The sequence below is a fragment of the Pedobacter sp. ASV1-7 genome (assembly GCF_040203335.1).
Taxonomy (GTDB): domain Bacteria; phylum Bacteroidota; class Bacteroidia; order Sphingobacteriales; family Sphingobacteriaceae; genus Pedobacter.
In genome coordinates, this window is sequence record NZ_JBEHBV010000001.1 from 977,754 (window position 1) to 995,997 (window position 18,244).

The 18,244-nt window shown below is 37.0% G+C and carries 8 protein-coding genes; all 8 read left to right on the top strand.

Annotation, left to right across the window (positions count from 1 at the left end; all coding sequences use genetic code 11):
• Positions 1-37: 37 nt before the first annotated feature.
• The 8 genes from cslA to ABDJ41_RS04270 all read left to right on the top strand — a co-directional run bounded on the left by cslA (position 38) and on the right by ABDJ41_RS04270 (position 18,198).
• Positions 38-2,146 carry a chondroitinase-AC gene (gene cslA, locus ABDJ41_RS04235; protein WP_349784496.1) on the top strand — a complete coding sequence of 703 codons (2,109 nt, stop codon included), beginning with the start codon at positions 38-40 and terminating at the stop codon, positions 2,144-2,146.
• Complete coding sequence (locus tag ABDJ41_RS04240) at positions 2,146-3,282, top strand: glycoside hydrolase family protein (protein ID WP_349784497.1); 1,137 nt, start codon at positions 2,146-2,148, stop codon at positions 3,280-3,282. The genes cslA and ABDJ41_RS04240 overlap by 1 nt, the downstream gene beginning before the upstream one ends.
• Positions 3,283-3,305: 23 nt before the next feature.
• On the top strand, positions 3,306-5,798 hold the full coding sequence (locus tag ABDJ41_RS04245; RefSeq protein WP_349784499.1) for a polysaccharide lyase family 8 super-sandwich domain-containing protein: 2,493 nt from the start codon (positions 3,306-3,308) through the stop codon (positions 5,796-5,798).
• Between the two features lie 56 nt (positions 5,799-5,854).
• Positions 5,855-9,904: a two-component regulator propeller domain-containing protein gene (locus ABDJ41_RS04250; RefSeq protein WP_349784500.1), complete on the top strand. Its 4,050-nt coding sequence runs from the start codon at positions 5,855-5,857 to the stop codon at positions 9,902-9,904.
• Positions 9,905-9,995: 91 nt separating this feature from the next.
• On the top strand, positions 9,996-11,912 hold the full coding sequence (locus ABDJ41_RS04255; RefSeq protein WP_349784501.1) for an alpha-L-fucosidase: 1,917 nt from the start codon (positions 9,996-9,998) through the stop codon (positions 11,910-11,912).
• A 118-nt stretch (positions 11,913-12,030) separates the two neighbouring features.
• On the top strand, positions 12,031-15,219 hold the full coding sequence (locus ABDJ41_RS04260; protein ID WP_349784502.1) for a SusC/RagA family TonB-linked outer membrane protein: 3,189 nt from the start codon (positions 12,031-12,033) through the stop codon (positions 15,217-15,219).
• 14 nt (positions 15,220-15,233) lie between these two features.
• Entirely contained in the window at positions 15,234-17,231 is a 1,998-nt protein-coding gene (locus tag ABDJ41_RS04265; protein ID WP_349784503.1) for a RagB/SusD family nutrient uptake outer membrane protein, read from the top strand.
• A gap of 34 nt (positions 17,232-17,265) precedes the next feature.
• The gene (locus ABDJ41_RS04270; protein WP_349784504.1) at positions 17,266-18,198 is read left to right on the top strand and encodes a DUF5017 domain-containing protein; all 933 of its coding nucleotides are present in this window, start codon (positions 17,266-17,268) and stop codon (positions 18,196-18,198) included.
• Positions 18,199-18,244: the final 46 nt, after the last annotated feature.

Sequence of the window (18,244 nt, forward strand, 5' to 3'; positions counted from 1 at the left end):
TTATGTCAAAAAACTAAAGAGTGCCTAAACAAACCAAATGAAGAAACAACTAACCTTAACTTTTATACTTTTATTCTCAGTATTTATATACCGGTCTGTAAAAGCTCAGTCAGGGAATACAAATGATGTGATAATGGGGAGGATATTGGCCGACCTTAAGTCACCTCTACGGTTTATTGATCGGGCCGCAGAAAAGAGTTTTCTAAAGTTGCAGGATGATGGTAGCTGGAAAGATATCGACTATGCTGCCAATACAATTACAAAATGGCAACCTGGAGATCATTTGCTTAGGGTTCAGCAATTAATACAGGCTTACATTGAAAAGAAAAGTCGTTACTATGGTGATGAAAAAATGTTTGCAGGTATTACTAAAGCTTTAGAATTCTGGTACAATGCAGACCCTAAAAGTAGCAATTGGTGGCATAATGAAATTGCCACACCCCAGGCTTTAGGTGAGCTGCTTATTATGATGCGTTACGGGAATAAAAAAATAGATATTTCACTTCAGGCTAAGTTAATAGAAAGAATGAAACGTGGTATTGTGGAAAAACAAACTGGTGCAAATAAAACAGACGTTGCCTTGCATTACTTCTATCGTGCTTTGCTGACTAATGACAAACCTTTGCTGGATAAATCTGTGGAGGAACTGTTTTATCCTGTACAGCTTGTTTACCAGAAAGAAGGGTTACAATATGACTATGCATATTTACAACATGGGCCACAGTTACAAATTTCAAGCTATGGGGCTGTATTTATAACTGGAGTCTTAAAACTGGCCAATTATGTAAGAGATACCCCTTATGCAATGACTGCTCAAAAACTGGAGTTATTCTCAAAATATTACAGAGATAGTTATTTAAAAGCAATCAGAGGTAGCTATATGGATTTTAATGTAGAGGGCCGTGGCATCAGCAGGCCGAATATTTTAAGTAAGTATGGAGAAAAAACTCGTTTGGAAGTTGCTAAAATGATAGATCCTGTTCATGCGGACGACTGGAATGCAGCTATAGCCAGAACAGATAGTACACAAGCTCCAGGCTTTAAAATTACTCCCTACCATAAGCAATATTGGACAGGCGATTATACACTTCATTTACGCCCTTCTTATTCTTTTAATGTACGTATGGTAAGTACGAGAACGAAAAGAAGTGAAGCTGGTAACAAAGAAAATCTGCTAGGAAGATATTTATCTGACGGAGCAACAAATATACAGCTTAGGGGGCCGGAATATTATAACATTATGCCGGTATGGGAATGGGATAAAATCCCGGGTGTAACCAGCAGGGATTATGAGGTTGACAGACCTTTAACTAAATTCTGGGGCGAAGATGGGCACAACGCTTTTGCTGGCGGGGTGTCTGACGGTTTGTACGGAGCCAGTGCCTATGTTTTGAATTATGATAGTCTGGAAGCAAAGAAATCATGGTTCTTTTTTGATCATGAAATTGTATGTCTTGGTGCCGGTATTAAAAGTAATACTGCTGAAAATATTACCACTACGGTTAATCAAAGCTGGTTAAATGGATTTGTACTTAATTCAGTAAATGAAACTCAAACTGGAAAAGGTAAAACACTTGAAATTAATGAAAAAAGGCCGGCTTGGTTATTACATGATGGGGTTGGCTATTACTTCCCACAAGGAGGAAAAATTAGTTTAAGTACACAAAGGCAGAGGGGGAACTGGTATCAGATTAATAATTCATATTCAAAAGATGAAGTTTCCGGAGATGTGTTTAAACTTTGGATTAACCATGGAACTAATCCCGTTGCAGAAAAATATGCTTATTTTGTGTTGCCAGGAGTAAAATCCGGTTCGGAAATAAAGAAATATAATCCTGCAACTATACAGATTCTGGCCAACACTGCAAACCTGCAGGCTATTTATCATAAGTCATTGGACATTCTTCAGGCTGTTTTTTATCAACCAGGAACAGTGGTTTTACCAACTATGGAAGTGAAAGCAGATAAAGCTTGCATATTAATGGTGAAAAATATTAAAGGGAAAACTGTTGTTTCAATTGCAGATCCATTGCAAAAAGAGAAGATAACGACTATACTTATTAAAAATACAAAAACAGGTAAGGAAGTTCCTTTTGTGTTTAACCTTCCGCAAAATGAATTAGCTGGTTCAACAATAAGTTTATAATGAGAAAGATCTACACACAAATTCTGGTATTTTTTCTTGGTCTGGTAATTTATTTACCAGCGAAAAGCCAAAAAATAGAAAACCTCGAAGAACTGAAGAAAATTTCCAAAAATGAGATCTTCGGAAATTTAGGAAAGGCATTCAGAGCTCCATCAATGCAGATGGAAAACTATTGGGTCTGGGGTAGCTCTATCGTTCAGGATAAGATCGGCAAATATCATATCTATGCCTCACGTTTTCCAAAAGCATTACCTTTCCATCCGGGTTGGATGGTGGCATCAGAAATTATACATGGAACAGCTGATGTAGCACAAGGTCCATATACTTTTTCGGATGTTGCACTACCTGCCCGCGGGGCACAATATTGGGATGGCCGTTCTACACATAATCCCAGGATACTATTGTACAGGGATAAGTATTATCTGATCTATATGGGCTCAACACATCCTTTTGAGGAACCTAAATACGATCAACTTACACTGGATAGTAAATGGTGTATTGTTGGTAGAAGTAATAAAAGAATAGGATTAGCAGTTTCTGATAGTCCTTATGGACCCTGGAAGAGATTGGATGAACCTATTTTGAAAACTAAACCAAATACTTTCTATAGCTTCCTTACTTCGAATCCTTCACCCATGCTACAAGAAGACGGATCAGTAATGATGATTTTTAAAGGACGTGCGCATACAACGGACGGAAAGTATTCAGGCATGGCACTGGGAATGGCTTATGCCAAAAATATAAATGGGCCTTATCAAGTATTGAATGATGATAAACCAATTTTTAATGTCGAAGAACAAGGGGAAGCTGAAGATCCTTTCCTTTGGAAAGATGGTAGAGGATATCATGCTATTTTCAAGGATCATGTTGCAAAATTTACGGGAGAACGTGGAGGCGGAGTAATGGCACATTCTAAAGATGGGATCAAGTGGGTAATGGATAAAGACCCAAAAGCATATTCTAAAACTGTGGTCTATGAGGATGGGAAGATTGAGTTACAAGGACAGTTGGAAAGACCCTTTATATTCTTTGAAAAAGGAAAGCCAGCATACTTATTTTTTGCTACAATGGATGGACCTGGCGGGTTTGAAAATGCCACTAAATCATGGAATATGGTGATTCCGTTTAAAAAATAATAGTCAATCTCAAACTTAACCAGATGATGAATAAAACACTATTGCTTATTTTAGGTCTTACAGGTATTGTACATGCTTCCTTTGCACAACAGGCAGAACGGAAATATGCTTTTGATAATTATCATAAATATCAAAGTCAGGCTTTGCAGGTTAAAGACCTGGAGAAAGAAGCAGCAATAGAAAAGTTCAGACAAAATTATGCGCTTAGTGGATATCGTCGTGATCACCTGAGAACCAAATTGACTTGGCAGGAGGGTCTAAATAGTCTGGATGATCAAGGACGGTTTAGTGATATGCTTAGTAAAGAACAACAATATGTAGCTCAGGAAGCATTTACAAAAGGTAGTCATGATACACAGCAAGAGATTGGTGTGTTCCTTACTGAAGCCTCACAGCGTATATGGCGTATTGCTGATGCTGTTCGTTCTAAAGAACTAAAGGCCAGTGTCGCTTTATCAGATAAATATTGTAAGGCAATTTTACATTATGGTGGACTGGAGATTAGCAGGAATAACAAGGGCAGTCGTTTTCATGCATCATGTTTTGCAATACCAACTGCTGCGGTAAATATTTATTTTGCCTTTTTGCCACAATTGGATGATATAGAGGTGAATGGTGGGAGTAAACAGTTTAAGGAAGTTTCGGATATGCTTAAAGTACTTGCACTTCAAAGCTGGACACAGCCCTTGCGTCAGGATAGTACAGATGATAATGTAGTTCAGATAGAACGTTTTAGAAATCATGTGTGGTGGGTTGGAGGTAATGCATTGGCTTATCGTCCGCTTTTACCAACCGCTATGATGTATAAATCAATCCCTATGATTGATGTGTTAAGTGAAGTGAGTCAGAAAAGTATAAGTGCTGTATCACAAACAACCTATGATAAAGCTTTTTGGAATGAAGGTTTTACAGTAGATGGTGCAGGATGGGGACATGGTAAACAGAGTTTGGTGTGGGGATATCCAATTGATGGTATGAATAGCGCGTTAGGTATGCTCAGTAATCTTAGAGGATCATCCTGGTCGCGTAAATTAAGTAAAGAGAATACCTCCTGGATAATGAATTTCTTTCGGGGAGGAAACTGGTATTATTATAATGGATATACTCCGTTATGTACCGACCGATACACTGCGGTTTATTACAATCAGGAGAAGAAAAACATAAAGTATTCTTCTCTAATAAACCAGATCGTTAAGGATTGGCTGGATTCTTTTTCTGAGGAAGAACAGAAAGAGCTCCTACAACTGAAAAGGGAAATCAGTAAAAAGGAGATCAATATGGAAAACTATCCGGTAGGTGAGTATTCTGGAACACGTTGGTTCTTCAATAACGACGACCTGATAAAACGTAATAAAGACTATTATATTCACATTAATATGGCCTCTGTACGCTGTGATGGATTAGAGGGAGCTATTAATTTTGCTGATGAATATAATTTTTTAAATGCCGATGGGCTTACCTTTTTTATGAAAACAGGGGATGAATACCATAAAATTATTGGGGCATGGGATATTACCGCTTCTCCGGGAGTAACAGCAAGAAAAGGAATGGATAAAATCACCCCCGTAACCAATTGGAGAGGTTATTCAAGTAAACACAACTTCGCTGGTGCGGCAACTTACGGAGGTGAAAATGCTGTTGCAGGCTTCGTATTTGAAAAGATGGATGCTTCAACCAAAAATGGAGTAAACGATAAAGGGAATCCAAAAGGCATTAAGAATGAAACATTATATGGTGTTAAAGCATACAAATCATATTTCACTTATGGTGATTATATGATTGCCCTGGGTGCTGGAGTAAGCAATCTTAACCCTTCCTTGGATGGTGATATTCACACCACAATTGATCAGACATCAGTAGATTCTGAAGGGAATCTATACATGATTAAAGATGGCAAAAGTCAAATTATGGATATCAATAAAGGTACCCAGTCTTTTTTTGACAAGGGAAAGCCTTTATGGATGCAGCAAAAAGGAGGCTTTGCTTATACCGTTTTACCAGAATATGTAAGAAAAGCATATTTTGTTTATGAAAAAGATGTAAAAAATGAATGGGTAAAACGTAATAAATCAAACTTGCCTAATATTTCTAAACTCCCAGCAATGACTAATATACTTCGACTTTGGGTTGATCATGGTCGTACTCCGGTTAATGATTCTTATGGTTATGTTGTTTATTGTGGAAAAAAAATGCCAGGGAGTAACTTGCCATTTAAGGTATTACGTAATGATACTACCATTCAAGCCATTCAAAGTGAAGATCTAAAGATTATTCAGTCTGTTTTTTATAATGGTAAAGAAGCATTGGTAGCAAAAAGAATACGTCTTTCTGTGTCAGATCCAGCAGTTATAATGATTGAAGATCTTGGAGCTGAATATAAAATTACTCTAAATGATCCAACAATGAATCCGGAATTAAAGAAGATAAGCTTAATCATTAATGCTAAGAAAATCGAAGTAGAAATGCCAATGCAAGAGTATTGCGGTAAGCCAGTTACGGTCACCATGAAAAAGTAAGCATTTGATAATTTTTTTGATTATTTTCGGCAGCAATGTTAGGAGGCCGCAAAGAAATGCTTTTCAGGAAATTTATAATATTTGTTGGGCTATTATTTATATCTCTCCGTATAAATGCACAGAAAGCAGTAGCATACGAAGATATTAAATTCATCAATATTTCTTTAAATCAAGGGCTTTCACAGAGTTCAGTATTGAGCATCTTACAAGATCGTAGGGGGTACATGTGGATGGGAACAAGAGATGGCTTGAATAAATATGATGGAGTAAGATTTATAAAGTATAGATACAATTCAAGAGATACAAGCAGTCTTAGTCATAATGTGGTTAGAACGTCCTGCGAAGATGAATATGGAAATTTATGGATAGGGACAGCCAATGGTCTGAATAGGTACAATCCGCTAGCTGATAATTTTGTCCGCTATAAATTATCGCAGACTGGTAATCAAAAGCAAAATGATATATTATCTCTTAGTCCGGACGGTAAAGGAAATCTTTGGGTAGGAACGGCGCAGGGCTTGTTTAAGCTTAACATAAAAAAAGGGACAAAAGTTCTTTATCAGCATAAAGAAAAGGATCAAGGTAGTTTGTCAGCCGATATTATACAAGCCTTGTTAAAAACTCCAGATGGAAACATATGGGTTGGTACAAACAAAGGAGTCGACCAATATCGTGCTGCATCAAATACATTCGTACGTTACCGCCTTCCTGAAGCAACGGGTACAAATACCAACTTTATAGCTTCTTTATATCTGGATAATCAGCAGAATTTATTACTGGGATACAAAGGGGGACTAGCCATTCTTAACAAAAAAAGTAATGCTTTTGAACATTATAAAATAGGTACAAACTTTATCACAGATCCTGTAAGATCCATACAGGAAGATGGGTGTCATAATTTATGGATAGGGACTTATAATGGCTTATACATTTTTAATATAGACGATAAAAGCATCACTCGATATCAGCATGATGAAAATAACAGCAGTAGCCTGAGTCAGAATTCGGTTTATAGCATTTGTAGAGACCAGATGGGAGATATGTGGGTCGGCACTTATTTTGGTGGGATAAATTATTATAGTAGCAGTTACAATAGGTTTAAACATGTGACAGCCGGAAGTAATAATCGGGCCCTTAACTATAAAGTGATCAGCTCAATTATTGAAGATAATACACATAACCTCTGGATTGGTACAGAAGGTGGTGGGATTAATTTTTATAATAAAAAGACCGGAATATTCACTTATTACACACATTCTGAAGGTGACCCTAACAGCATTAGTGCCAACAATGTAAAAACAATGTTAATGGATAAAACCGGTGGGTTATGGATTGGTTTACATGATGGTGGTCTTAATTATCTGAATACAACCGTTAGGCCATATCGGTTTAAAAAAATCAATAATGGTATTGATGGTAACCTTAGCAGCAATAGGGTGGTCTCATTATTTCAGGACGAGACGGGATATATTTGGATTGGTACTTCAGGTGGCGGACTAAATAGATTAAATCCTGCTACAGGTAAAATAACACGCATTGTACAGAATGAGAGAATAATAGGAGACATTGTGTATCTGATAGCAGCATCTTCAAAAAATGGAAAGGTACTGATAGGAAGTAATGTTGGTCTGGCCGAAATGGATATACATAGCTTGCAAAGCAAGCAAATCGTATTTAATGAAGCTGCAAAGAATAGTGCACCGGTACCAGTATTATCCATATATAATAAAACGGATAATGAACTTTGGGTTGGGACTGAAGGTGATGGTCTTTATAGTTATAATCTTCAGACTAAAAAGAGCAGACATTATGGAATTGCCGAAGGCTTACCTAATGATGTTATTTATGGTATTTTACCTGATGCAAAGAACAATTTATGGTTAAGTACGAATAATGGCCTCAGTCAATTGCAAGTGTCTTCTGGTAAAATAAAAAACTTTGATGAATCAGATGGTTTGCCGTCAAAGGAGTTTAATTATGGAGCAAGCATGCTTAACAAAGCCGGACTGCTTTATTTTGGTGGAACCAATGGTTTCTGTTTCTTTAATCCCGACCAGATAACCACCAATACTTACATACCACCTGTATATATTACCTCAATAAAGGTAAACAACCAATTGATCAATGCCTGGGATGGAGAAAAGGAAATAGAACTGGCTCATGATCATAACATGTTGAATTTTACGTTTGTAGCACTCAACTATTCACAGTCGCAAAAGAACCAGTATGCTGTTCAGCTTGAAGGATTTGATAAAGAATGGAATGATCTGGGGAATACCAATTCATTAACCTATACCAACCTGGATGCGGGGACCTATACTTTTAGAGTAAAAGCTTCTAATAATGATGGGGTATGGAACAAGAATGGTACAAGCATTAAAATACATATAGCAACAGCGCCCTGGAACACATGGTGGGCATATTCCATATATGCCATAATTATATGTTCCATCTTATTTCTGATGAGAAGGCAAACCTTGCAGCGACTTAAAGTACGTAATGAATTGGCAACTGAAAGACGGGAAAAGGAAAAAATGAAGTATCTGAATCAGTTGTTTACCAATATTTCACATGATTTTAGAACACCACTTACATTGATATTGAGTCCATTAAGGCGAATGATGCAGTTGAGGAAAGGTGATGATGATGTGCAAAAGCAACATCAGGTGATGTACAAAAATGCAATGGCACTGATGATGCTCATTAACCAGTTGCTGGATCTGAAAAAGAGCGAAAGTGCGACAACAACATTACAGGTTTCGCAACAAAATATTGTACCATACTTGGAGGAGATTAAATCTTACTTTGATGAGTATGCCAGGGAAAGAGAAATTCATTATTATTTTGAAAGTACTGAACCTGTAATCATGGTATGGTTTGATGGACTGCAATTTCAAAAGGTTATTTACAATCTTTTATCAAATGCATTTAAGTTTACACCCAATGGTGGCACAATAACATTAAGGGTTACAACTAATGATTCAGACTATGTTAATATTGAAGTCATGGATACTGGGGCAGGAATTCCTGAAGCTCATATTAAAATGATTTTTGATGAGTTTTATCAGGTTAAGCAGGGACATGGTACTGGTATTGGTCTGGCCCTGGTTAAAAATATTGTAACCATGCATCAGGGGAATGTAGAGGTAAACAGCGTTGAAAATAATGGTAGCACCTTTAAGGTTAGTTTGCCTATAAAAAAACTCAGGCCCTCTGGTTATGAGATTTATGGTTCTGAGGTGGCCAAACCTGTAAACCCGGATATGCCATGGCAATATGATCTGCCTCAATTACCAGAAACTCCCTTTACTTATGATGAAAAACGGCCATCTATTTTAGTCGTAGATGATAATGACGATCTGCGTCGATTTATTTCTGGCTTGTTTAGTGTTGCTTATAATGTTTATAATGCGGAAAATGGGGTGGAAGCGATAAAAATTGCTGGTCAGAAAAATATTGATGTCGTAGTAAGTGATGTGATGATGCCTGAAATGGATGGTATGGAGTTTTGTAGAAGAATGAAATCAAATATACTTACGAGCCATATCCCTATATTACTCATTACAGCAAAAGCTACCTCTGAATCAGAGAAATCAGGCTATGAGCTTGGTGCTGATGCTTATATTACCAAACCATTTGATCCGGATGTCCTGAGTATCAGAATTCACCATCTGTTAGAATCAAGGAAAAAACTGGTAGAGAAATATCACAGGGAATATATCATGCAACCAGCAGGTACCAATGCATTCGGAGAGACTGCTTCTCCAGATGAACAATTCCTGAAAGATTTTACAAGCATCGTGGACGAGTATTTAATGGACCCTGATTTTACAATTGATGTGTTGGTGAAAAAGATAGGTATGAGCAGGTCAGTATTGTATCGTAAGTTAAAAGCATTAACTGGACAGTCGATTGCTGAACTTGTTAAAACTATTAAGCTAAAAAAAGCAGCGCAATTACTGATGACTACCAATATGTCTGTTTCGGAAATAGCCTTTGCCTTGAATTTTAATGATCAAAAACATTTCCGTCAATCATTTAAAGCACTTTTTAATCAATTACCTTCTACATATAGAAAGTACATGGAGGATAGGGATCAGTCATAAATTCCCTCTTAATAGACCTGTAAACCACCTCTGATTTATAGGCACAGTTTCTACTTTAGCTGTTGAAACCAAACATAAAACTGTAAGAATAATGAGAAAGCAGCTCCTCCAGCTACACGCCTGTCTATTGTGTATGATTATTACATCTGTTTTTACAATAATCAGTTTCAGTTGTCTTGCCCAGGAGTTAAATGGGAATACTGAAAATGTTTTAGATCGTAAAAATGATAACTACGGTAGTCGTTCTAATATTGATGCCTTTTTCTACGGAAATAAATCATCAGCGGTAAAATTGCCTGTAGAAACAGAAGAAGAATATGGGCAACGCATGCAATGGTGGAAAGACTCGAAATACGGAATGTTTATTCATTGGGGGCTATATGCTATTCTCTCTGGATATTATAATGGAGAAAGAACTCCATCTATTCCAGAGTGGATCCAAAATACGCTCCATATCCCACTTGCAGAGTATAAAAAACTGGTGCCAGAGTTTAATCCGGTAAAATTTAATGCGGATGAATGGGTTAAGCTAGCTAAGGATGCAGGAATGAAATATATAGTGTTAACGTCTAAACATCATGATGGCTTTGCTCTTTTTGATTCAAAGGTTTCTGAATACGATATCATGAATAAGCCTTATAAAAGAGATATTGTGAAAACTTTAAAAGACGCGTGTCATAAGCAAGGCCTGAAGTTCGGACTTTATTACTCTCATAACATTGATTGGGAACATCCGCAAAATGCAATTTTGAATGGTGGTAAGCATTCATGGATGAACCTGACAGATTTTAAGCCAGAGCAGATGAATAAGGAACTCTATTTAAAAGAAAAGGCCTATCCGCAACTTAGAGAGCTTTTAACTAACTATGGAAAAATAGATATTCTCTGGTTTGATATGGGGACCGGCTTAAATAATGATGAAGTACGGAATTTTGTTAAAATCTGTAAAGAACTGCAACCTGAAATACTCATCAGTTCCCGTATTGGTGCCGAAGTGAATGAAAAGAAAGCAAATAGAGGGATGTTGTTTGATTTCTATACCCCGGACGATAATTTCTATACTGGGGATGACCTACCTATGCCTTGGGAAATGGTTGGGACAACTAACGGTTCCTGGGGCTACAGAAGTGACGATACGCATTGGAGAACACCTAAGATGATATTAAGCTCTTTATTGGCTTGTGCGAGTCGTAATGGGAACTATATGTTAAATATGGGGCCTAAGCCGAACGGATTAATGCCGAAGGAGGCCACAGATAGCATTTTACAAGTTGGAAAATGGTTGAAAAAAAATGGAGAGGCTGTATATAACACCACTGGTTCTCCTTTTGCCTGGGATCAGGCCTGGGGCTATGTCACTCAAAAGCCGGGTAAACTATATCTTAATATAACTCAATGGCCTGAAAATAACCGGTTGCAGATTAATGGATTGCTTACAAAACCTACGAAAATACATCTGATGGGAAATGTTAAAACACTACCATTTGAATATGATGGACATTATTTAAATATTAACCTTAAAGGAATTTCAAAAACAGAACTCGCTACAACTATTGTGGTAGCTTTAGAAGCTGAGGAAATATCAACAAGTACTTTAGTTGTGCAAGGGAAAGATAAAAGTATTGCACTTTATCGTATTGATAGTCATTATGATGCTTCACAAAAATTTTCTACCTGGACTTTTAAAGTTAATACACCTGGTGAGTATAAAGTGAACATAACATCCAATGAGAAAGGTGGTCACTCAAAACCAGAGTGGATAGGAGCTGATCAGGAAGGAGCTTTAGAAGTAGCGGGACAAACTATACCTGTAAAGCTGAAAAGAGATCAGGAGAAAATTAACCCGACTTTGTTCTTCTACAAAGAAATACGAAGTAACATAGGTACTATAATATTACCTAAAGCCGGGACATATACCCTGTGTTTAAAGGACTTTGAAATCAATGCACGTAAATGGCAACCAGGTCTTTTTTTAGATAAAATAGAATTGCAAATAAAGGGTAATTGATCAGTTACCCCCCTTAAATAGACTTGTTTTTACCGCTTTCAGTAAAAGGTTCCTATGTAGATTTGCTTATAATGATCTCGTAGGTTATTAATAAAAACCAAATTTAAACTTTTTAAGTATGAGAAAAATTTACATTTTTTTAATGTGTATGCTCTGTTCAGCTATAACTTTTGGCCAGCAAATGAGGTCGGTTACAGGTGTTGTTACAGAGCAGGGGACTAATGCTCCTTTAATTGGGGTAAGTGTATTAGTTAAGGGAACGAAAGTAGGTGCAACTACAAATAAGGAAGGACGTTATACAATTCAGGTTCCATCTACCGGAACCAGTACGCTTGTGTTCACTTATATTGGTTATCTGAGAGCAGAGATTAATGCTGGAGATAAGAGCGTGGTGAATGTAGTACTTGCTGAAGATAGCAAATCTTTAAATGATGTAGTCGTAATTGGCTATGGTACCAGTAAGAAAGCAGATTTGGTAAGTTCTGTAGGACGGGTGGATATGAATGATATGCTTAAGGCTCCTGTACGATCCATTGATGAAGCATTGGCTGGTCGTGTAGCTGGTGTGCAGGTAAACTCTTCCGATGGTCAGCCAGGCTCTGGTGTAAATATTGTTATCAGAGGAGCGAACTCTATTACACAGGGTAACAGTCCTCTTTATGTAATAGATGGTTTCCCAATAGAAGGATTTAATAATAATGCACTTGTTCCAAGTGAAATAGAATCTATAGAAGTATTAAAGGATGCAGCAGCTACAGCTATTTATGGTGCAAGAGCCGCAAATGGAGTAGTGCTTGTTACCACAAAGAAAGGAAAAATTGGTGACCCGGTGATCAGTTTTAATACAACTCAGTCAATTGATGGAAATATCAAAACTATGGATTTGATGAGTACTTATGATTTTGTGAAGTATAACATTGAGAAAAATCCAGTTATAGGGAATGCTACAAGTCCGACACCAACTTATTATTTCTTAACTCGTCCGGGCTTAACAATTGATGATTATAAAAACATAGCTGGTGAGGATTGGCAATCTCCATTTTTTCAGACCGGTCGCATGCAAGATTATTCCTTATCTATAAGAGGAGGAAAGGGAGGAGCTAAATCGACTCTTTATTCAATTTCAGGAAATGTTAACAATCATTCCGGAACGATTATTAATACTGGTTATAAACGCTATCAGGGAAGGGTAACGATTGATCAAACACTAAGTAAAAAGCTGAAAGTGGGATTAAATACCAGTTATACTTATATGCAAAGATCCGGACTTTCTGCTGCTCAGGGTACAGGCGGAAGTGGTACAACCAATATCTTGTATAGTGTTTGGGGCTCTAGTCCTTTAACACCTATCTCAGATGAAGGAGGGGAAGCTATAGATGATATGATTAATTCGACAACAGATTACAGGTATAACCCTTTATTGAATCAGCAAAATTCAGAAAGAGAGTCAAAAACAACAAATTTAAGTTTAAATACCTATTTAGAATATTCAATATTACCAAGCCTTAAACTCAAAATAACAGGTATTGTTAATAATGCCACAGTAATAGATGAAGCTTTTAATAATTCGAAATCTTACTTAGGAAATCCAATTACAGCTCCGGGAAGGTTAAATGGTGTAAATGGTTCATCATACACTGGAAAGACGACCAATTGGGGTAATGAAAATACATTAACCTGGTCTAAGGTTTATGCTAAGCGCCATAATTTTAACATTTTGGCCGGTTTTACAGCCCAGGGTAATACAACTAACCGTAAAGGTTTTGGAGCTACATTACTTCCTAATGAAAAAATAGGTCTGAGTGGCTTAGAGGAAGGAGTTGTTAGTGCCTCATCTATAGTTTCTACCAGCTCTCTATGGAATTTAGCATCTTTTCTAGGAAGAGCAAAATACAATTATGATGGTAAATATTATGTTGAAGCATCTTACAGAGCTGATGGATCTTCGAAATTCGCCGCTAACAATCATTGGGGTTTTTTCCCGGCTGTAGCTACATCATGGCGGTTTAGTAAAGAGGATTTTCTGAAAGAAAATTCAATATTGTCCGAAGGAAAATTGAGATTGAGCTATGGTAGAACAGGTAATAACAGAGTGGATGATTTTGCTTATATGTCTGCAAATGGATTACCCGCTGTTTTATCGTACTCTTTCAATAATAGCTATGTGGCTAGTTTAATACCAGGCTATACAGGAGGTTCTTCTTTTTATTCTTTAGGAAACCCGGAAGTGAAATGGGAGACTACAGATCAGTATAATGCAGGGGTAGACCTTGGCTTTCTAAAAGATAGGATATCAGTTACTATAGATATGTATAAGAAGATAACAAAAGATCTTCTTTTAAGAGCAAACCTACCATTTTCATCAGGTTATAACATGGCTTATAAAAATATTGGTAAGGTTGAGAATAAAGGTCTGGAATTTAGTATCAATACCACGAATATTCAGAATGGTGTTTTCAAATGGACCAGCGCTTTTAATATTTCATTCAATAAAAATAAAGTGCTTGGCCTGGCCGAAAATCAGGAGACATTACTTACTTCTGTTAACTGGGATAACGGATATACCAATACTCCGGCATATATAGCTAAAATCGGAGAACCTTTAGGTCAGATGTTTGGATATATATGGGAAGGAGTTTATCAATTAAGTGATTTCGACAAAACTCCAGCTGGTGGTTATAAGTTAAAAGCTGGTCTGTCAGATAATGGTAATGCAAATGTGCAGCCGGGAGATATAAAATACAGAGACTTAAATGGTGATGGAACAATCAATGCATCCGACAATACTGTTATAGGAAATAGTTTACCAAAACATTTAGGTGGATTTGCGAACAATTTTAGTTACAAACAGTTTGACCTTAATGTATTTTTTCAATGGTCTTATGGAAATGATGTTCAGAATATTAATCGTTTTGTATTTGATGGGAATGGTTTGAATAAGACATATTTACAGCAGTTTGCTAGTTATAATGATCGCTGGTCTTTAGATAACCAGAATTCTAAAAATTTCCGTGCAAACGGTATACCATCAGGAGCAACCTATTCATCAAGGACAGTTGAGGATGCTTCGTTCTTAAGATTGAAAACTGTTTCTTTCGGATATAACCTGCCAAAAACGCTATTGAAAAAAGTAAATGTCTCTTCGCTAAGGGTGTTTGTATCTGGACAGAACTTATATACGTGGACAAAATACTCTGGATTAGATCCGGAAGTAAGTACATATAATACGGTTTTAACAGGAGGCTTTGATTATAGCGCATATCCGAGAGCCCGTACTATAGCACTTGGTTTGAACTTAACATTATAATAAAAGGAAAGAAGATGAAAAATTTATTATATATCGCGATATTTTTATGTTTAGGACTTGTCTCATGTAAGAAGTTTCTAAATACAGTTCCCACAGATACCTTAACTAAAAATGATTATTATAACTCTGAAAGTAAGCTGAGTACTGCATTAGCAGGTGTTTATCAGCCGCTTTCATCGTCAGCGCTTTATGGTGACTGTCTATTTAATCAGTTTGCTACAACGGACGAATCGTTTTATTCCCGATCTGGTCAGCTTGTAGGTGTTCAGGTATACGATTTTGACTATACCAATTCCGATGTAAACGCATTTTGGCAACAGTTGTATATGGGGATTGAGAGAGCGAATTTATTGATTGAAAATATCAATCTCGCTACAATGAATGAAGCAAAACGAAATGCCATTCTGGGAGAAGCTTTGTTCTTAAGGGGATACTATTACTATTTGCTGGTAAGCAATTTTGGTGATGTGCCATTAAAGATAAAACCTACGCCTTCTCCAATGGATATTCAAATTCCAAGAACTCCTAAGGAACAGGTATATGAACAAATTCTTCAGGATATGAAAGACGCAGAGTCGAAAGTCCTCAAAATATCGGATATCGGATATAGTGGAAGAATTTCTAAGACTGCTGTTCAGGGTGTACTGGCAAGGGTATGCTTAACTATGGCCGGCTTTCCGGTAAATGATGCAACTAAATATGCAGAAGCTTTAAAATGGGCTCAGGAAGTGAAGAATTCTCAGGTACATAGCCTGAACCCAAGCTATAAGCAGTTTTTTGTGAATTTGCACCAGGACCTATATGACATTAAAGAAAGTTTATGGGAAGTAGAATTTAAAGGTAATGGCTCAGAAGGATATGGTAATACATCAAGGCTTGGAAATACCAATGGAATTAACATGCAAAGTGCTGCAAACTCTATAGTTGTTGGTTATAGCTACGGATTTATAAATGCTACTGAAAGGTTATATAAAAAGTATTCTGGCGGTGATCTGAGAAGAGATTGGAGTATTGCTAATTATGGTTATATCAATGCCAATAACGCTCCAATGCTCGTAGAGTATAATTATAGCACAAAGACGAACATTTATGGAAGACAGGCTGGAAAATTCAGAAGAGAATTTGACCTTTCACCTAATAAGAGTTCAAACAACTCAGGTATAAATTTCCCGGTAATACGCTATGCAGACGTATTGTTAATGCTTGCGGAAGCACAACTTGGACAAAACAATTCTACAACAAATGCAGAGGCATTGGATGCATTTAATCAGGTGAGGAGAAGAGCTTTTGGTTTAAATCCAACAACTCCGGCTACTTCAGTTTCTGCAGTGAAGGAGTTCAATATTTCAGCAGATGCAGCAACTAACACTGGATACTTGTCTACAAGTACCAGAAATATTCCTGTTACCATTACAGGTGGAGGAGGTACAGGAGCAAAAGCTATGGCTACGATAAGTGAAGCTGGAAAAGTTACAGGTATAGGTTTGCTTAATCCTGGTTCAGGATATACATCTGCTCCGACAGTTGAGGTTGGGACAGGATGGAGTGCAAGTACTGTTTATGCTGCAAACACTCAAGTTTATTACGGAAATAATTTATACACAATAACTACTGCAGGAACATCTACTGCTAATCCACCTACTCATACTACTGGTAGTTCTAATGCAGCCACTACCGGTGCTGTTTTTACTTATGCAGGTAAAAAGGCAATCATAACAGCAGAAATAGAAACTTCAACAGTAGACTTTACTGAATTAACATTGCAGGATATTATGGATGAACGTTCAAGAGAGCTTTGTTATGAGTCCGTTAGAAAAACAGATCTTATTCGTTGGGGAATATGGGTTTCTACAATGAACCAGGTTGGTGCAGAAATAAAAGCAACAGGAGGTTCTTCATACGCTTATGGTGGTTTGGGAGGAAGTAATGTAACTCCAAAAAATTTATTGTTCCCAATACCATCTGGTGAGAAAACTGTAAATAAGGCAGCAAGCCAAAATCAGGGTTGGTAGAAGTTTATCATTTAACTATAATAAAAAAAGAATCATGCGTATCCTAAATATAATCATAATTATAGCAGCAATGATGAGCTTGTCAGCTTGTCAGAAAGAGGAAGTTGCTCATCTTGATTTAAATGTTTCTACAGATAAATCCACCTATAAGGTTGGAGAGGTAGTAACTTTTAAGATATCTGGAAATCCGGATCAGCTTATGTTTTATTCGGGCGAAACTGGTCATAAATATATTTATAAAGACCGTACTCAGGCAGAAAGTAATTTAATTACACTTGAGTTTGCATCTAGTAGAAATTATGGATCTGATGCACAGCAGCCTCGATCTCTGCGTTTAATGGCATCACAAAAGTTTAATGGAGTATTCACTGCAGAAAATGTGAATGAAGCCGCTGATTGGATAGATATTACTGATGCTTTCACTCTTTCTGGTGTTCGGGCTGATGGAAGCTATCTCTCTTCAGGGGTGGTGAATCTGACAGCATTAAGTACAATGGGCCTTAATCTGGATATTAGTAAACCAATTTATTTTGCATTCAAATATACTGGCGTAACAGGTTCAACTCAACCACGCTGGTGGATTAATAAATTTGATATAAATACAACGACTACAGATGGCCAGTCTATGGTGGTCACAGACATTGCCGGAGCAGGATGGACACAAGTGAAAGTATTGCCCACTTCTCCTGTAAGTTGGGTGTTTGGAACAGATAATACGGTGAAGTTTCAAGGTGGTGGAGCAGCAGTTTTAAGTAATCAGGTTTGGGCAATGACCAAGGGCTTAATCCTTACCAATGTACAGCCTGATCGTGGGGTTCCTATAAAGGATATCAGAGACAGGTTAGATGAATATCCATACATTTTTAACAAAAAGGGGGAATATACAATAACATTTGTTGGAGCTAATACTAATGTATATGGTGATAGTAGAATGATTAAGGAAGTAACGATAACCGTTACCGAATAATTTTTTCATACAAGAGCATCTTCGAATAAATCAACAACATAAATAT